Consider the following 13728-nt stretch of genomic DNA (forward strand, 5'->3'; position numbering starts at 1 on the left):
GAGCGGCGCCTCGTCTCAGGATCAGCCGGCTGAGACGGCGAACGGCCACCGGTCCGGGCGGGTCTTCGCCAGCCCGCTCGCTCGCCGGTTGGCCAAGGAGGCCGGTCTCGCGGTCGAGCAGATCGCCGGGACGGGTCCGCATGGGCGCATCGTCCGTCGCGACGTCGAACAGGCGGCGAAGGCCGGCACTGGCACTGCTGCTGCCGAGACGCGGCCGGCGGCGGCGGCCGGAGCGACCGGCCCTGCGGCGGGGTTGCGAGACCCGGCGGCGTGGCGCGACGTACCGCACACCAAGCTGCGCCGGCTGGTCGCCGAGCGGCTCACCGAGAGCAAGACGACCGCGCCGCACTTCTACCTGCGCGCGACCGTGCCGGTGGACCGGCTGCTCGCGCTGCGCGCCGAGCTCAACGACGGCGCCGAGACGCGCGTCTCGGTCAACGACCTCGTGGTCAAGGCGGTCGCCCGGGCGCACGTCGCCGTGCCGGAGCTGAACGTCACGTGGGGACCGGACTCGGTGCGCCAGTACGACGCTGTCGACGTGGCCGTCGCGGTGGCCACGGACAACGGGCTGGTGACGCCGGTGCTGCGGTCGGTCGAGGACATGACGATCACGACCGTCGCGCGGACGACCCGCGACCTGGCCGAGCGGGCCCGGTCCGGGCAGCTGCGCCAGCACGAGCTCGAGGGCGGGTCGATCAGCGTGACCAACCTCGGGATGCACGGCACCGAGGAGTTCGCCGCGATCATCAACCCGCCGCAGGCCGCGATCCTCGCGGTCGGCGCCGCGCGCCAGGAGCCGGTGGCCGTCGACGGGCGGCTCGAGGTGGCGACCGTGATGCGGCTGACCCTGTCGGTGGACCACCGGCCGGTCGACGGTGTCGTCGGCGCCCGGTGGCTGGCCGCGCTGACCGGCCTGCTGGAGCACCCGGCGCGCATCCTGGCCTGAGGCGCGGGCAGTGGCATCGTGGCAGGCATGACCGAGCACCTGCGCGTCGTACGACCTGACGACCTCGAACCCGCCGACCCGACGCCGGGCATGGCGCGACGCAAGGCGTTCGAGGCGCCCGGGCTGTGGGCCGGCGTCGTGGACACCGAGCCCGGCGTCCGGTCCGGCTGGCACCACCACGGCGGCCACGAGTCGAGCCTCTACGTCGTCGCGGGCGCGATGCGGCTGGAGTTCGGCACTGGCGGGCGGTTCGCGGTGGAGGCCGGTCCGGGCGACTTCGTGCACGTGCCGGCCGGCGTCGTGCACCGCGAGAGCAACCCGGGTGCCGTCGTCAGCCGGGCGGTCATCGCCCGGGCCGGGACCGGAGCGCCGACCGTCAACGTCGACGGCCCGGACGCAGCCGCCGAGGACTAGGCCTACTGCGCGAGGAGCCAGGTCGTGCGCCGCATGGTCGTCGCGTAATGGATGACGACGAGCACGCCGAGCACGACGCCGAAGGCCGTCACTCCCGCCCATGTGACGGCGACCGCGCCGCCGAGAAGTACCACGAGCTCCACGGCGAGACGGACGGCGCCGGGCACCCGGACGGGTGCCTCGTTGTCACCGCCGGAGTCGCCCTCGACCCGGAAGGTGCCCCACGCGCCGGCGGCCGCCGAGACCAGGACCAGCGCGACCGGCCAGCGCAGCCAGCCGCCCAGCGCGTCGCCGGTGAGCTCCCAGCCGGCCAGCCCCCACGCCACGAGAGCCGCGAGCTCGAGGACGAACCGCAGCACGAGCTGCCACACCGGGAGCTCCGGTGGTGGAGCGCCTCGCGACCCCTGGACGCCGGGCCCGCGCCCTGTCACGCTCGCCTCGTGGTGATCACGCTGCTCATCGTGGCAGTCGTCGCGCTGGATGCGTCACCGTGACCGTCGGCACCGTCCTGACGACCGACTCCCAGGTTCCACCCCGACGGGCGACCTGGGCCGACGTGCGGCTGCTCGGCTGGATCGTGCTCACCGACCTGGTCTTCGTCGGCGGCGTCCTGGTGCCCTACCTGGCACGGGCAGGCCAGCCGACCGCGGGTGGACCCGCGTGGCTGGGCTGGCCGGCCCTGGCCTCGATCTTCCTGCTGCCGCTGGTCGCGGTGGCCGTCGCCGCAGTCACAGCCGGCCGGCTGGGAGCTGCGGCGCGTTCGTGGTGGCCGGGGCCGGTCGCGCTGGCCCTCGCCGTGAGCGGCTTCGCGGCGTACGTCTCCCCGGTCGGTGTGGCTGCCATGCGGTGGTTCCTCGACTGAGCAGGCCGGCGACTCCCGCGTAGGGTCGGACATCCGCCCCGGCGGGCCGCGACCGCCGACGACGTGAGGACGACCATGCTGCGCAGGGCCTTCGCCCGGACTGTCCTCCGGCTGGCCCGGTGGCGGACGGTCGGCGAGGTGCCGCGCACCGGCATCCTGGTCGGCGCCCCGCACACCTCCAACTGGGACTGGGTGGCGATGCTGCTGCTGACCTGGAGCCAAGGCGTCCAGGCGCGGGTGCTGATCAAGCGCGAGCTCTTCCGGGGGCCGCTCGCGCCGCTGCTCCGCGTCACCGGAGGCATCCCGCTCGACCGGAGCAGCCCCGGCGAGACCGTGCGGGCGCTGCTGGCCGCAGCGGAAGGCGACGACCGATTCCTGCTGGTGCTCGCGGCCGAGGGCACGCGCGGCAAGGGCGAGCACTGGAAGTCGGGCTTCTACCGGATGGCGCAGCAGACCGGCCTGCCGATCTCGCTCGGCTTCATCGACGGGCCCTCGCGCACGATGGGCTTCGGCCCGACCTTCGCGACGACCGGCGACGTCGCCACGGACATGGACCGGGTCCGCGCCTTCTACGCAGACAAGCGCGGGATCCACCCCGAGATGCGGACCGAGCCGCGGCTGCGGGACGAGGGCCCGAGGATCCCGCCGGCCTAGCGGTCCCCGTCCGAGGCGCCTGCGTTGCCCCCTCAGGCCGCCGAGTCCTGTGCCGGCTCGTCGCGATCGACCGGCTCCAGCCGCCGGCCGGGGATCTCCCACGCCTCCGCCAGCCGCGACGTACGCACGGGGCGTGCGTCACCGAAGAGGTCGCAGAACTTCATGACCAGCGGGTCCCACACGTCGGGGTCCACGTGGTCGGTGCCCGGCACCCGCAGCGCCTCCTCCAGGTGGACGCGCACCACCTCGAGCTCGAAGGCGGTCGCCTCGACGTCGGGTGCTCCGAAGGCGTGCGCCGCCGTGACCTGGCACTCGAGCTGCACCGGGCACTCCCGCACCCGGTCCGGCCGGACCAGGTCGGCCGGCTGCGCGGTCAGCCCGGCGACGGCGAACTTGTCCGCCACGTGCCGGTAGCCCATCCGGGCCTTGCGCGGCACGACCTGCTCGGCGCCGGTCGTCAGGGCCAGCGCGTCGACGGCGTGGGCGAGCGAGGACGGGACGAGGTTCAGCACGCACTCGCGCTCCCGCAGCATGTTCTGCGTCGTCCGCGAGGCGTCGGCCATGCCGACCATCGCGCTCTGGCCGAGCCACCACGCCGACGACATCGGAGCGACGTTGGTCGTGCCGTCCGGGTTGCGCGAGCTGATCAGGACGACCGGGGTGCCGAAGTAGAGGACCTTGAGCGGGACGACCGAGTGCATGTGTCGAGGATGCCGGTGTCGGCGACGTACTTCTGGCGGCGATCGGACACGGCGTTCAGCGGCCCCGACCGGCACCGGACCGCGGCAAGTGCACCCGGACCGCACCGTATCCGCCGCGGCCTGGGTGCATTGATCACGCCATGGTGATCAGCTCCGCGGCGAGCCGGCCGCCCAGTAGTCCTCGGCGGACTTGCTGGCAGCCAGGGTCTCGGCGTCCTCGAAGCCAGGTGCCATCGAGGCTGCCGTCCCGGGCAGCACCTGGTGGTGCTCGATGCCGAGCATCCGGATCCAGCTCTGCTGGCCGAAGGTCAGTGCCACGAAGCAGCCCAGCTCGACCAGCTCCGGCTCGGTGAAGTGCGCGTGCACCCGCTCCCAGAACGCGTCGTCTGTGTCGAGCCGCCAGACGATCGCCTCGGTGTAGGCGAGGGCAGCCTTCTGCCGGTCGTCGTAGCGGTCCGACGACTCAAAGTTGAGCAGCTCGTCGTACTGCTGCTCGAGCAGGCCGGCCGTCGTGGCCTTGATCGACCGCTGGTTGCCGCAGAACTCGCACTTCACGGTGCGCGAGACGTACACGCGGCAGAGGTCCTTGATCGCGTGGTCGCACACCCCCTCGTGAAAGATGGCCTTCCACGAGTCGGCGAAGGCCCAGAAGGCGTTGGGTGCGTGCGCCCGGACCGCCGACGACTCCGGTCGTGGCGTGCCTTCCCGGGCGCAGCGCTGCATCTCGTCCTGCATGCGCTCGTCCATCGACTCGACGGGCACGTAGCTGATGCGCTGGGTCATGACGATCTCCTCTGCTCGGGTCATGCTGGGGTCTCGCCTCCGTCACGCCTCCATGGCGGCGACGACACGTTCGGGGGTGATGGGCAGGTCACGGACCCGGACGCCGACCGCGGCGGCGACCGCGTTGGCGATCGCGCCGGCCGTCGGGCCCTGGGCCGCCTCGCCTGAGCCGACCGACGGCAGCTCGGGCCGGTCGAGCAACAGCACCTCGACCTCGGGCGTCTCGCTGAAGCGCAGGATCGGGTAAGTCTCCCAGTCCACGCTGGTGATGCGGGTGCGGTCGAAGGTCACCTGCTCCTTGAGCGTCCACGAGGTCGACTGCACCGCGCCGCCCTCGATCTGGCTGCGCACGCCGTCCGGGTTGACGACTCGGCCGACGTCGACGGCCAGAGTCAGCCGGCGCACCCGGATGTCGCTGACCGCCTCGACCTCGGCGACGACGGCGCAGTAGGCACCCTTCGCCTTGTAGCGCGCGTAGCCAAGCCCCCAGCCGACGTCCCCCTCGCGCGGTCGGCCCGCCCAGCCGACGTGGTCGGCGACGGCCTGCAGCACCGCGCGGGCCCGGTCGTCGTCCAGGTGCGCCAGCCGGAAGTCGAGCGGGTCTGCACCCGCGCAGTCGGCCGCCTCGTCGACCATCGACTCGATCGCGAAGACGTTGCCGTAGGCGCCGAGCGTCCGCAGCGACGACGTGCGCAGCGCGGCGTCCTGCCGCCGGTGCCCGCGGATCCGCCGCACCGGCACGCGGTAGCCGGGGATCGCGTTTCGGGTGCTGCCGGCGCCGCGCTCCGGTGGCGGGTCGACCGGGTCGGGCAGCGGCGCACCGCCCTCGACGTGCGCACCCGCCAGCAGCCCGGGGGAGCCGGCGTAGCCCGGTCGCGACGTGTGGCCCTGGCTCCAGACGTCGGACTCCCAGCACACCATCCGGCCCTCGGACGACAGGCAGACGCCGATGTCCACCGCCATCGCCGAGCCGAACGGCGACCACGACAGCTCGTCGGCGCGCCGCCACCGCACATGCACCGGCCGGCCGGGCACCGCGCGCGCGAGCAGCACCGCGTCGAAGGCCGCGTCGTCCGCACCGTTGTGGCCATAGGCCCCCGCCCCCTCGGCATGCTCGACCTGCACCGTGTCCGGCGCGACGCCGAGCGCGGCGGCGACCGCGCGGCGCAGCCCGAAGACGTTCTGGCTGTGGCTCCACACGTGCACGGCGGTGCCGTCGTCGGACCACCGGGCCAGGCCGCAGCTCGGCGACATCGACGCGTGCGCCAGGAACGGCCGGGTGTAGGTCGCCGCCAGCTTGCGCACCTGCGGTGCCACGTCGTCCGGCTCCCCGGAGACGTCCACGTCGAAGGTGGTGACCGGCCCGTCGCGCAGGTACGTCGTCAGGTCGGCTGGGCCGGGCAGCGTCGCGTTCTCCTCCCACGCGGCAGCGGCCCGCAGGGACTCGGCAGCCACGTCTGCCCGGCGCTCGTCGGCGCACACGACGCCGAGGAACGACCCGTCATGCACGACCGCCACCACACCGGGCAGCGCCTCGACGCCGGCGGTGTCCAGCGAGGCGAGCCGAGCCGCCGGCGAGGGTGGCCGGACCACCTGCCCCCACAGCTGCCCGGGCAAGACCAGGTCCTGGATGAACCGGGCGCGCCCGCGCACCTTGTCCGGCAGGTCCACCCGCGGGACGGAGATGCCGGTGAGGCCGCCCTCTGCCGGCTTCCTGGCAGGCAGCGACACATCGATGTCGACGTCGAGGTCGACCTCGGCTGCCGGCACGCCATCGGCGGCCGCGGTGTCGAGAAGCCGGCGCAGGTGGGCGCAGGCCGCGCGGACCGCCGCGCCGGAGTCGGCGACCGACATGCTGCCGGCGGTCGGACCCTCGTCCGGCCCGCCGGCAGTGGTGGCCCCGTGGACGCGCACCCGGTCGACCGGCAGGTCGAGCTCGTCGGCGGCGAGCTGGGTCAGCGCGGTCAGGATGCCCTGGCCGAGCTCGACCTTGCCGCCCTGCACGTGCACGCAGCCGTCGCCGTCGACGCGCACCCAGGTCGAGAGCCGCGGGTTGGCGGCGACGTCCTTGGGCGTGGTGGCGTCGGGCGCCTGCGGAGCGGGACGGTCGGGGTCCGCGGCCCCGAGCCGGGCGGTCACTGCTCCGCCGCCCGCAGGACGGCCCGGATCATCCGTCGCTGAACGCCGCAGCGGCAGAGGTTGCGGTCCAAAGCCTCGACGACCTCGCCCTCGGAGGGCGTGGGCTTCTCCGCCAGCAGTGCCGCGGCGGAGACCAGCACGCCCGACACGCAGAACGCGCACTGCGCCGCCTGCTCGTCCAGGAACGCCTGCTGCAGCGGGTGCAGGTCCTCACCCTCGGCGAGCCCCTCGACGGTCACCACGGTCCTGCCCTCGACCGACCAGAGCGGTGTGTCGCACGCCGGTGCGGCAGCCCCGTCGAGCAGCACGAAGCAAGCGCCGCACAGCCCCACGCCGCAGCCGTAGCGTGGGCCCGCCATTCCCAGCTCGTTCCGCAGCACGTGCAGCAGCGGGGTGCCCGGGTCGCCGGTGACCGTCGTCGCCGACCCGTTGACGGTCAAGGACACGGTGGCCGCGGGGGAGTCCGTCACGACGTCGTCACCGCCGTACCTCCTCAAGCAGGGTCGTGAGGTTCCCTGACAGCACCCGGGCCAGGTCGTCGCCCTCGAGCCCGGGCACTGCGCGCACCGTCGCCACCGGGTCCGGGTCGCCCATCCGGAACGGGTAGTCGCTGCCCAGCACGACCTGACCGATGCCCACGGCCTCGACGAGGAAGCGCAGCGACGCCGGCGAGTGCAGGACCGTGTCGAACCACAGCTGCCGCAGCCAGTCGCTCGGCGGCCGGGTCAGGTGCTCCTCGGCGCCGTCGGCGGCGGCCGAGTAGCCGCGGTCCCACCGCCCCATCTGGTACGGCACGAAGCCGCCGCCGTGCACCAGCACGACGCGCAGGCCGGGATGCCGCTCGAGCACGCCGCCGTGCACCAGGTGGGCGGTCGCGATCGTCGTCTCGGCCGGGTTGCCCACCAGGTTGTTCAGGTTGTAGCGCGACACGTCACGCCCGGCCAGCGACGCGTAGGGGTGCACCACGACGAGGGCGCGCAGCTCCTCGGCCGCGGACCAGAAGGGCGCCATGTCCGGGTCGTCGAGCTCGCGGCCGTCGACGGTGGTCGCGATCTCGACGCCGTCCATCCCCAGTGACGAGACGGCGTGCCGCAGCTCATGGGCGGCGGGGTCCGGCGCCTGCAGCGGCACGGTGGCCAGGGTGCGGAAGCGGTCTGGCGCCGTGGCCGCCGTCGCGACCAGCGCCTCGTTGAACATCCGCGCATAGCGTGCGCCGGCGTCCGGCTCGAGGGCGTACGCCGTCAGGTCGATCCAGCTGGACAGGACCTGCACGTCGACCCCGGCCACGTCCATGGCGGCGAGCCGGCGCGGCAGGTCCATGAGCGCGGGGAACATCGGCCGGGTCTGCACCCGTCCGGCGATCAGCACGGCAGACCGGCCGTCCCGGTCGGCCACCTCGATGCCGTAGCGGCCGCCGTCGGCGCGCAGGGTGTCCATGACGTCGACCGGCACGCAGTGCGCGTGCACGTCGATGGTCGGCAGCCGGTCGGCGGGCTCGCGGTGGTCGGTCATCCGTCGGTCACCGCCTGGTGCGCGAGGGCGATCGCCGAAGCAAGCAGCAGCACCAGGACCACCCGGTTGAACGTCGCGACCGACACCTTGCGCGCGGCCCAGGTGCCGAGCGGCAGCGCGACGGCGATCGGGATCAGCGCGAGCAGGCTCTGGGCCAGCCGGTTCGGCGTGTACAGGCCCACGGCGACCAGTGACACGGTCTGCACCAGGGCGAACCCGAAGAAGAGCGTCGCCAGGGCGAAGACGTAGGCACGCGGCCGCAGGCCGAAGCCGTGCAGGTAGGTCGACAGCAGCGGGCCGGAGATGCCGGTCGCCCCCTGCAGGCCGCCGGCGGCGACGCCCACCGGAGGGGACGCGACCCGGGTCACCCGCGGCGGCAGGTGGAAGCCAGGGCGGGCGAAGGACAGGACCACGTAGCCGACGATGATCGCGGCAAGGATCCCGGACAGCACCCGGGCGTCCGCGTTATCGAGGGCCAGCGTCCCGATGACGGCACCGAAGGCGCCACCGACCAGCATCACCGGGAGGTCGCGGGTGTGTTGCGCCTCCTCCCGGTGCGTCCAGACCAGCCAGCCGTTGGCGACCACGCCGGGGATCGCCATCACGACGACCGCCGGCTCGACGCCCACGAACGCGGCCATGACCGGGATCGCCAACTGCGGCAGGCCGCCCCCGGTCGCCCCCTTGACGAAGGCGCCGAAGGCGATCGCCGCGACGATGACCAGCAGGTCGGAGCCGCTGCCACCGGTCACGCCGCCCGCAGCCGCGAGGCGCCTGTGACCGCCCTGCGTCCGGGCACCAGGCACTGCGGCATGCGGCAACTACAATCGTTCGCAGTCAGGGTGTCAAGACTGGGGGCCCGGGAGGTGGTTATCACGCGGGAGCCGGCCACTCGAGGGCACCAGCAATCGATTGCGCCGCAAGCGGTCGCCGCCGCCTGCTGAGACGGCCCACGCGCAGTCCTTGACCAGGCCGCACACTCCGGGTCTACCGTGGACTTTCCGACTCCAGGCAACTGGAAGGAGGCCGCGTGACCACCCCCCAGCGCTCCTCCGTAGAGCCCGAGGGCCCTTGAGGTCCTGAGCTCGTTCCATGAAGGCCGGCGTCGGACCTGTCCGACGTCGGCCTTCCTCGTCGACCCGGCCGGTCAGCCGTCGCCGAGACGTGCCCGCAAGCCGTCCAGCTCGGTCATGAGCATGGCCGGGACCTTGTCGGTGCCGATCTTCTCGAACCACTCCTGGATCTGCGGCACCTCGGCCCGCCACTCGTCGACGTCGACGCGCAGCGCCGCCTCCAAGGCCTCCGGCGTCATGTCCAGCCCGGAGACGTCGAGCGACTCCGGCGTCGGCACGTGGCCGATCGGGGTCTCGTCGGCGGCGGCCCGGCCCTCGATGCGCTCGATGACCCACTTGAGCACCCGGCCGTTCTCCCCGTAGCCCGGCCACAGGAAGCCGCCGTCCTCGTCGCGGCGGAACCAGTTGACGTAGAAGATCTTCGGCAGCTTGGAGGCGTCGGCCTCCTTGCCGACCGACACCCAGTGGCCGAAGTAGTCGCCGGCGTTGTAGCCGATGAAGGGCAGCATCGCCATCGGGTCGCGGCGCACCACGCCGACCTCGCCCTTGGCCGCGGCGGTGGTCTCGGACGAGAGCGTCGCGCCCATGAAGACGCCGTGCACCCAGTCGCGGGCCTCGTAGACCAGCGGGATCGTCGTCTTGCGGCGGCCGCCGAAGAGGATCGCCGAGATCGGCACGCCCTTCGGGTCGTCGTACTCCGGCGCGATGATCGGGCACTGCGTGATCGGCGTGCAGAAGCGCGAGTTGGGGTGCGAGGAAGGCACAGGCGGCTCTTCCGCAGCCATTTCTGGCGTCCAGTCGCGGCCCTTCCAGTCGGTCAGGTGCGCGGGCGGGGTGTCGGTCATGCCCTCCCACCAGATGTCGCCGTCGTCGGTCAGTGCGACGTTGGTGAAAAGCGAGTTGCCCTTGGCGATGGTGCGCATCGCGTTGGGGTTGGTGTCCCATCCCGTGCCGGGTGCCACCCCGAAGAGCCCGAACTCCGGGTTGAGGGCGTACAGCCGGCCGTCCTCACCGAACCGCATCCAGGCGATGTCGTCGCCGAGCGTCTCGACCTTCCAGCCCTCGATGGTCGGCTCGAGCATCGCGAGGTTGGTCTTGCCGCATGCGCTGGGGAACGCCGCCGCGACGTAGTAGACCTGCTGTTCCGGCGAGGTGAGCTTGAGGATCAGCATGTGCTCGGCGAGCCAGCCCTCGTCGCGCGCCATCGCCGAGGCGATGCGCAGCGAGTAGCACTTCTTGCCGAGCAGGGAGTTGCCGCCGTAGCCGGAGCCGTAGCTCCAGATCATCCGCTCCTCGGGGAACTGGGTGATGAACTTCTCCTCGTTGCACGGCCACGGCACGTCGGCCTGGCCCGGCTCGAGGGGGGCGCCCACCGAGTGCAGGCAGGGCACGTACGTCGCGTCGTCGCCCATCCGGTCCAGCACCGCGCTGCCCATCCGGGCCATGATCCGCATCGAGCACACGACGTAGGCGCTGTCGGTGATCTCGACGCCGAACATCGGGTCGTCGGCCTCGAGCGGCCCCATGCAGAACGGGATGACGTACATCGTGCGACCGCGCATCGAGCCGCGGTAGCGGTCGGTCATCGTGGCCTTCATCTCGCTCGGGTCGACCCAGTTGTTCGTCGGGCCGGCGTCGGCCTCGTCCACCGAGCAGATGAAGGTGCGCTCCTCGACCCGGGCCACGTCGCCGGGGTCGGTGCGGGCCAGGAACGAGTTTGGCTTGATCGACTCGTCGAGCTTGATCAACGTCCCGGCGTCGACCAGTTCCTGGGTGAGGCGCGCCCACTCGTCGTCGGAGCCGTCGCACCAGACGACCTGGTCCGGCTGGGTCAGCTCGGCGACCTCGGCCACCCAGTCGTTGAGCCGTCGGTGGGTCGTGGGGGAGTCGATCGTGGGTGCCGTCATCGCCGGTGCAGTCCCTTCGCGTGGTGGCCGCAGCCCCGGTGTGCCGCCGTCGCCGGCTGACTCGCCGGCTGACCCGGTCGCGGGGTTGCTCACGGTAACCCGTGTGCCACGCCCAGCGGCAGTGGGGTCGTGAGACGGATCTGCCTGAACGCTTGTCATGACGCCTCCCGTGGCGGAGACTACGCCGCTCACACCGGTCGGCTGTAGGGCCGATTGGCCCTGGTGATGTGGGGTACCTCACCCATGGCGGCCCGGTGGGAATCCGAGGCGGCCCAGGACCTGTCCCCGATCGACGCGGAGCGACCCCGATGCGACCTGCTCAGTCCCCCGCCCCAGCCCACGTCCGTCGCCTCGGCGACGCCGGCAGTGCCGTGACCGGTCTGCTGGTGGCGATCCTCGTCCTGGCCGCCGTCGCGGTCGGGGCCTTCTTCTACTTCGGTGGCGAGGCCGACGTCGACGTGAAGAAGCCCGACGTCCAGGTCAGCAGCGACGAGACGCCCGACTGAGCGGGGGTCGACGCCGACCGGAGCGACTGATCGGCAATTCGGCCGGGACGCACCGGTCTTGTACAGTTGCCCCGGCCGTTTCAGCCGTGCGCCCGTAGCTCAACGGATAGAGCATCTGACTACGGATCAGAAGGTTAGGGGTTCGAATCCCTTCGGGCGCGCCAGGCACGACGAGGGGCCGGCGAGGTCGACGCATGGCCGGCCGGCTGGTCTCCGAGCGCCGCCGCGGCCCGCCGGTAGAGCAGTCCGCCGATCGTCCAGAACGGCCCCCACAGCGCGGCGTACCAGACGGCCACCGAGCCGTTGCGCCAACCCTCCGGCGGGTCCACGAGCCCCAGCAGCACGGCGAGGGCGACGGCGCCCTCGGCCAGACCCCACCCGCACAGCCCCAGCGCGATGGCCCGCAGCAGCCACGAGCCGGGCCGGGCCCCCACCCGGTGCGCCAGGCGACCACCATGGCCACGCCGAGGGCGATCTTCAGCAGCCCCGTGACCCACAACGCCCGCGCGATGGACGGGTCGCCAGCGCGCATACGGTCGGCGATAGCGGCGCGCGACCGTGCCCCGCCGGCCAGTCCCAGCCGACGGCCGCGCACCAGCTGCCAACGCCGAACACCCAGGCCCAAGCCGCCGCGGCGGGGATCGGTGCGGCCGACGGTCCGGCGGTATCCCCCTGGTAGAGCACGTCTTCTAGAATATCCGCACCCTACGGCTGTCCAGGCACTTGCGCACACCGCAATTAGAGCATACGGTCTAGCGCAGTTGCATTAATTCGACTGGGGCCATCGTCATGACCGTGTTCAACGTCCACCGCCGCGAGGTCGCCGCCTCGGCCGACGAGGTCGGTCAGCTCGTCGACACCCTGGCCGGGCGGGGCGACCGGCTGTGGCCGCACGAGCGGTGGCCCGCGATGCACTTCGATCTCCCGGGAGTCACGCCCGGCGGCCGCGGCGGGCACGGTCCGGTCCGCTACCGCGTCGTGAGCCACGAGCCGGGACGCAGCGTGACGTTCGAGTTCCTCGGCCGGCCGCGCGGGCTGCTCGGCCACCACCAGTTCGTGGTGCAGGGAACCGGCACCGCCAGCTGCGTGCTCTGGCACCTGACCGACCTCGAGCCGCGGTTCCCGATGACCGTGACGTGGCGGCTCTTCTGGCGGCCCCTGCACGACGCCCTGATCGAGGACGCGCTGGCCAAGGCGCAGGACGTCGGCCACGGCCTCGGTGCGCCGCGGCCGAGCTGGTCGTCGTACGTCCGGCTGCTGCGCCGGGCGACGTCCCCCTTCGTGGGCCGGCCCAGGTCGCGGGCCGCCGTGACCCGCCTGGAGAACCGACGCCCGGCGCTGGCCGACGACCCTCGGCGCCCCGGCGCCTGAGCGACGAGGACCTGATGGCGCGCCGCCGCACCTACTCCGACGAGCAGATCCTCTCGGCCGTGCGTGACCTGCTGCTCGCGGAGGGACCTCGTGGCGTGACAACGGCGGCGGTCAGCGCCCGCAGCGGCGCACCGGTCGGCTCGCTCTACCACCGCTTCCCGTCCCGGTCGGCGATGGTGGCCCAGCTCTGGATCCGCACGATCCGCGAGTTCCACGAGTTCCTCCTCGCGGCGGCCGAGCGGTCGGAGCCGGGCCTGGACCGGGCGATGACGGTGGCCCTGGCAACGATCGACTTCGCGGCGCAGCACCCGGAGGACGCCCGCCTGCTCGCGATGGCCAGCCGCGAGGAGCTGCGGTCGAGCGAGGGGCTGACCGCCGACCTCGTCGACGAGCTGGACGACCTCAACGCGCCCGCCGAGGCGCTGGCCGCGCAGCTGGCCCGCGAGCTCTACGGCCGGGCCAGCCGGCCGGCCGTCGAGCGCGTCGTCTTCGCGGTGTTCGGCATCCCCTACACCGCGGTGCGGCACCGGCGGCCCGGCCGCGACCTGGGCCCGATGCGCGAGCTGGTCCGGGTCGCGTCCCGGGCCGCCCTCGAGGCGGACCTGTCGGCGTCGGCGCCGGCGCCGTCCTCGCCCGCGACGCCGACCTCGCCGAAGGCGACTCCGACCCGGAGGTCGCGGTGACCCGGCTGGACGCCCATCTCCCCGTCTTCGACGTGCAGGAGGTGCACCAGCGCCGGATCGCCGCGCCACCGGAGGCGGTCTGGGCCGCCCTCACCGCGATCACGCTGGGCGACCTGACGCTGACCCGGGCCCTGGTGCGGGTCCGCCAGCTCGGTGTGGACCCGGACCGTCCGGACC

17 protein-coding genes and 1 tRNA gene are annotated in these 13728 nt (G+C 73.0%); 9 read left to right on the top strand and 9 right to left on the bottom strand.

Annotated elements, in window-relative coordinates; translation table 11 throughout:
* Positions 1–946, top strand: a 946-nt coding sequence (locus VK640_12800; protein HTE74062.1) for a 2-oxo acid dehydrogenase subunit E2, incomplete at its 5' end; no start/stop codon positions are given.
* 27 nt (positions 947–973) lie between these two features.
* A complete protein-coding gene (locus VK640_12805) occupies positions 974–1360 on the top strand; it encodes a cupin domain-containing protein (protein HTE74063.1) in 387 nt (128 codons plus the stop codon).
* A 2-nt stretch (positions 1361–1362) separates the two neighbouring features.
* Here the strand turns inward: VK640_12805 and VK640_12810 are convergent, their stop codons facing one another.
* Positions 1363–1731, bottom strand: a complete 369-nt coding sequence (locus VK640_12810; GenBank protein HTE74064.1) for a YrdB family protein — start codon at positions 1729–1731, stop codon at positions 1363–1365.
* Between the two features lie 119 nt (positions 1732–1850).
* Here VK640_12810 and VK640_12815 point away from each other — a divergent pair, with 119 nt between their 5' ends.
* Together VK640_12815 and VK640_12820 are read left to right on the top strand one after the other, a co-directional pair.
* Positions 1851–2222 (top strand): hypothetical protein, encoded by a 372-nt coding sequence (locus tag VK640_12815; GenBank protein HTE74065.1) that lies wholly within the window; start codon positions 1851–1853, stop codon positions 2220–2222.
* A gap of 75 nt (positions 2223–2297) precedes the next feature.
* On the top strand, positions 2298–2876 hold the full coding sequence (locus tag VK640_12820; protein ID HTE74066.1) for a 1-acyl-sn-glycerol-3-phosphate acyltransferase: 579 nt from the start codon (positions 2298–2300) through the stop codon (positions 2874–2876).
* Positions 2877–2908: 32 nt separating this feature from the next.
* Here VK640_12820 and VK640_12825 read toward each other — a convergent pair whose 3' ends face one another.
* From VK640_12825 to VK640_12855, 7 genes are all read right to left on the bottom strand, one after another.
* Positions 2909–3577, bottom strand: a complete 669-nt coding sequence (locus tag VK640_12825; GenBank protein HTE74067.1) for a flavin reductase family protein — start codon at positions 3575–3577, stop codon at positions 2909–2911.
* 147 nt (positions 3578–3724) lie between these two features.
* On the bottom strand, positions 3725–4360 hold the full coding sequence (locus VK640_12830; protein ID HTE74068.1) for a carboxymuconolactone decarboxylase: 636 nt from the start codon (positions 4358–4360) through the stop codon (positions 3725–3727).
* Positions 4361–4402: 42 nt separating this feature from the next.
* The gene (locus VK640_12835) at positions 4403–6499 is read right to left on the bottom strand and encodes a molybdopterin cofactor-binding domain-containing protein (GenBank protein HTE74069.1); all 2097 of its coding nucleotides are present in this window, start codon (positions 6497–6499) and stop codon (positions 4403–4405) included.
* A complete protein-coding gene (locus VK640_12840; GenBank protein ID HTE74070.1) occupies positions 6496–6969 on the bottom strand; it encodes a (2Fe-2S)-binding protein in 474 nt (157 codons plus the stop codon). Before VK640_12840 ends, VK640_12835 begins: the two co-directional genes overlap by 4 nt.
* Positions 6970–6976: 7 nt before the next feature.
* Complete coding sequence (locus VK640_12845) at positions 6977–8011, bottom strand: amidohydrolase family protein (protein HTE74071.1); 1035 nt, start codon at positions 8009–8011, stop codon at positions 6977–6979.
* Entirely contained in the window at positions 8008–8763 is a 756-nt protein-coding gene (locus tag VK640_12850; protein HTE74072.1) for a sulfite exporter TauE/SafE family protein, read from the bottom strand. Before VK640_12850 ends, VK640_12845 begins: the two co-directional genes overlap by 4 nt.
* A 395-nt stretch (positions 8764–9158) precedes the next feature.
* Positions 9159–10991, bottom strand: a complete 1833-nt coding sequence (locus tag VK640_12855; protein HTE74073.1) for a phosphoenolpyruvate carboxykinase (GTP) — start codon at positions 10989–10991, stop codon at positions 9159–9161.
* 371 nt (positions 10992–11362) lie between these two features.
* Here VK640_12855 and VK640_12860 point away from each other — a divergent pair, with 371 nt between their 5' ends.
* Positions 11363–11497 (top strand): hypothetical protein, encoded by a 135-nt coding sequence (locus VK640_12860; GenBank protein ID HTE74074.1) that lies wholly within the window; start codon positions 11363–11365, stop codon positions 11495–11497.
* A gap of 88 nt (positions 11498–11585) precedes the next feature.
* A tRNA-Arg gene (locus VK640_12865) sits at positions 11586–11661 on the top strand.
* On the opposite strand, the gene VK640_12870 is transcribed toward VK640_12865, so the two are convergent.
* Positions 11632–11931 (bottom strand): hypothetical protein, encoded by a 300-nt coding sequence (locus tag VK640_12870; GenBank protein ID HTE74075.1) that lies wholly within the window; start codon positions 11929–11931, stop codon positions 11632–11634. The genes VK640_12865 and VK640_12870 overlap by 30 nt on opposite strands.
* 355 nt (positions 11932–12286) lie before the next feature.
* Between VK640_12870 and VK640_12875 the strand changes: the two genes are divergently transcribed.
* The 3 genes from VK640_12875 to VK640_12885 form a co-directional block, all read left to right on the top strand.
* Positions 12287–12868 (top strand): SRPBCC family protein, encoded by a 582-nt coding sequence (locus tag VK640_12875; protein HTE74076.1) that lies wholly within the window; start codon positions 12287–12289, stop codon positions 12866–12868.
* Positions 12869–12882: 14 nt separating this feature from the next.
* Positions 12883–13551, top strand: coding sequence for a helix-turn-helix domain-containing protein (locus tag VK640_12880; protein ID HTE74077.1), 669 nt, complete (start codon positions 12883–12885; stop codon positions 13549–13551).
* Positions 13548–13728: hypothetical protein (locus VK640_12885; GenBank protein ID HTE74078.1), on the top strand; the 181-nt coding region annotated here is incomplete at its 3' end. The genes VK640_12880 and VK640_12885, both read left to right, overlap by 4 nt.

This window comes from Actinomycetes bacterium (genome assembly GCA_035489715.1).
GTDB lineage: Bacteria > Actinomycetota > Actinomycetes > JACCUZ01 > JACCUZ01 > DATHAP01.

Excerpts from the sequence above, each read along its gene's own strand:
- VK640_12880 (HTE74077.1), top strand. The coding sequence starts at position 12,883 with ATGGCGCGCCGCCGCACCTACTCCGACGAGCAGATCCTCTCGGCCGTG.
- VK640_12845 (HTE74071.1), bottom strand. The coding sequence starts at position 8,011 with ATGACCGACCACCGCGAGCCCGCCGACCGGCTGCCGACCATCGACGTG.
- VK640_12855 (HTE74073.1), bottom strand. The coding sequence starts at position 10,991 with ATGACGGCACCCACGATCGACTCCCCCACGACCCACCGACGGCTCAAC.
- VK640_12875 (HTE74076.1), top strand. The coding sequence starts at position 12,287 with ATGACCGTGTTCAACGTCCACCGCCGCGAGGTCGCCGCCTCGGCCGAC.
- VK640_12830 (HTE74068.1), bottom strand. The coding sequence starts at position 4,360 with ATGACCCAGCGCATCAGCTACGTGCCCGTCGAGTCGATGGACGAGCGC.
- VK640_12820 (HTE74066.1), top strand. The coding sequence starts at position 2,298 with ATGCTGCGCAGGGCCTTCGCCCGGACTGTCCTCCGGCTGGCCCGGTGG.
- VK640_12805 (HTE74063.1), top strand. The coding sequence starts at position 974 with ATGACCGAGCACCTGCGCGTCGTACGACCTGACGACCTCGAACCCGCC.
- VK640_12825 (HTE74067.1), bottom strand. The coding sequence starts at position 3,577 with ATGCACTCGGTCGTCCCGCTCAAGGTCCTCTACTTCGGCACCCCGGTC.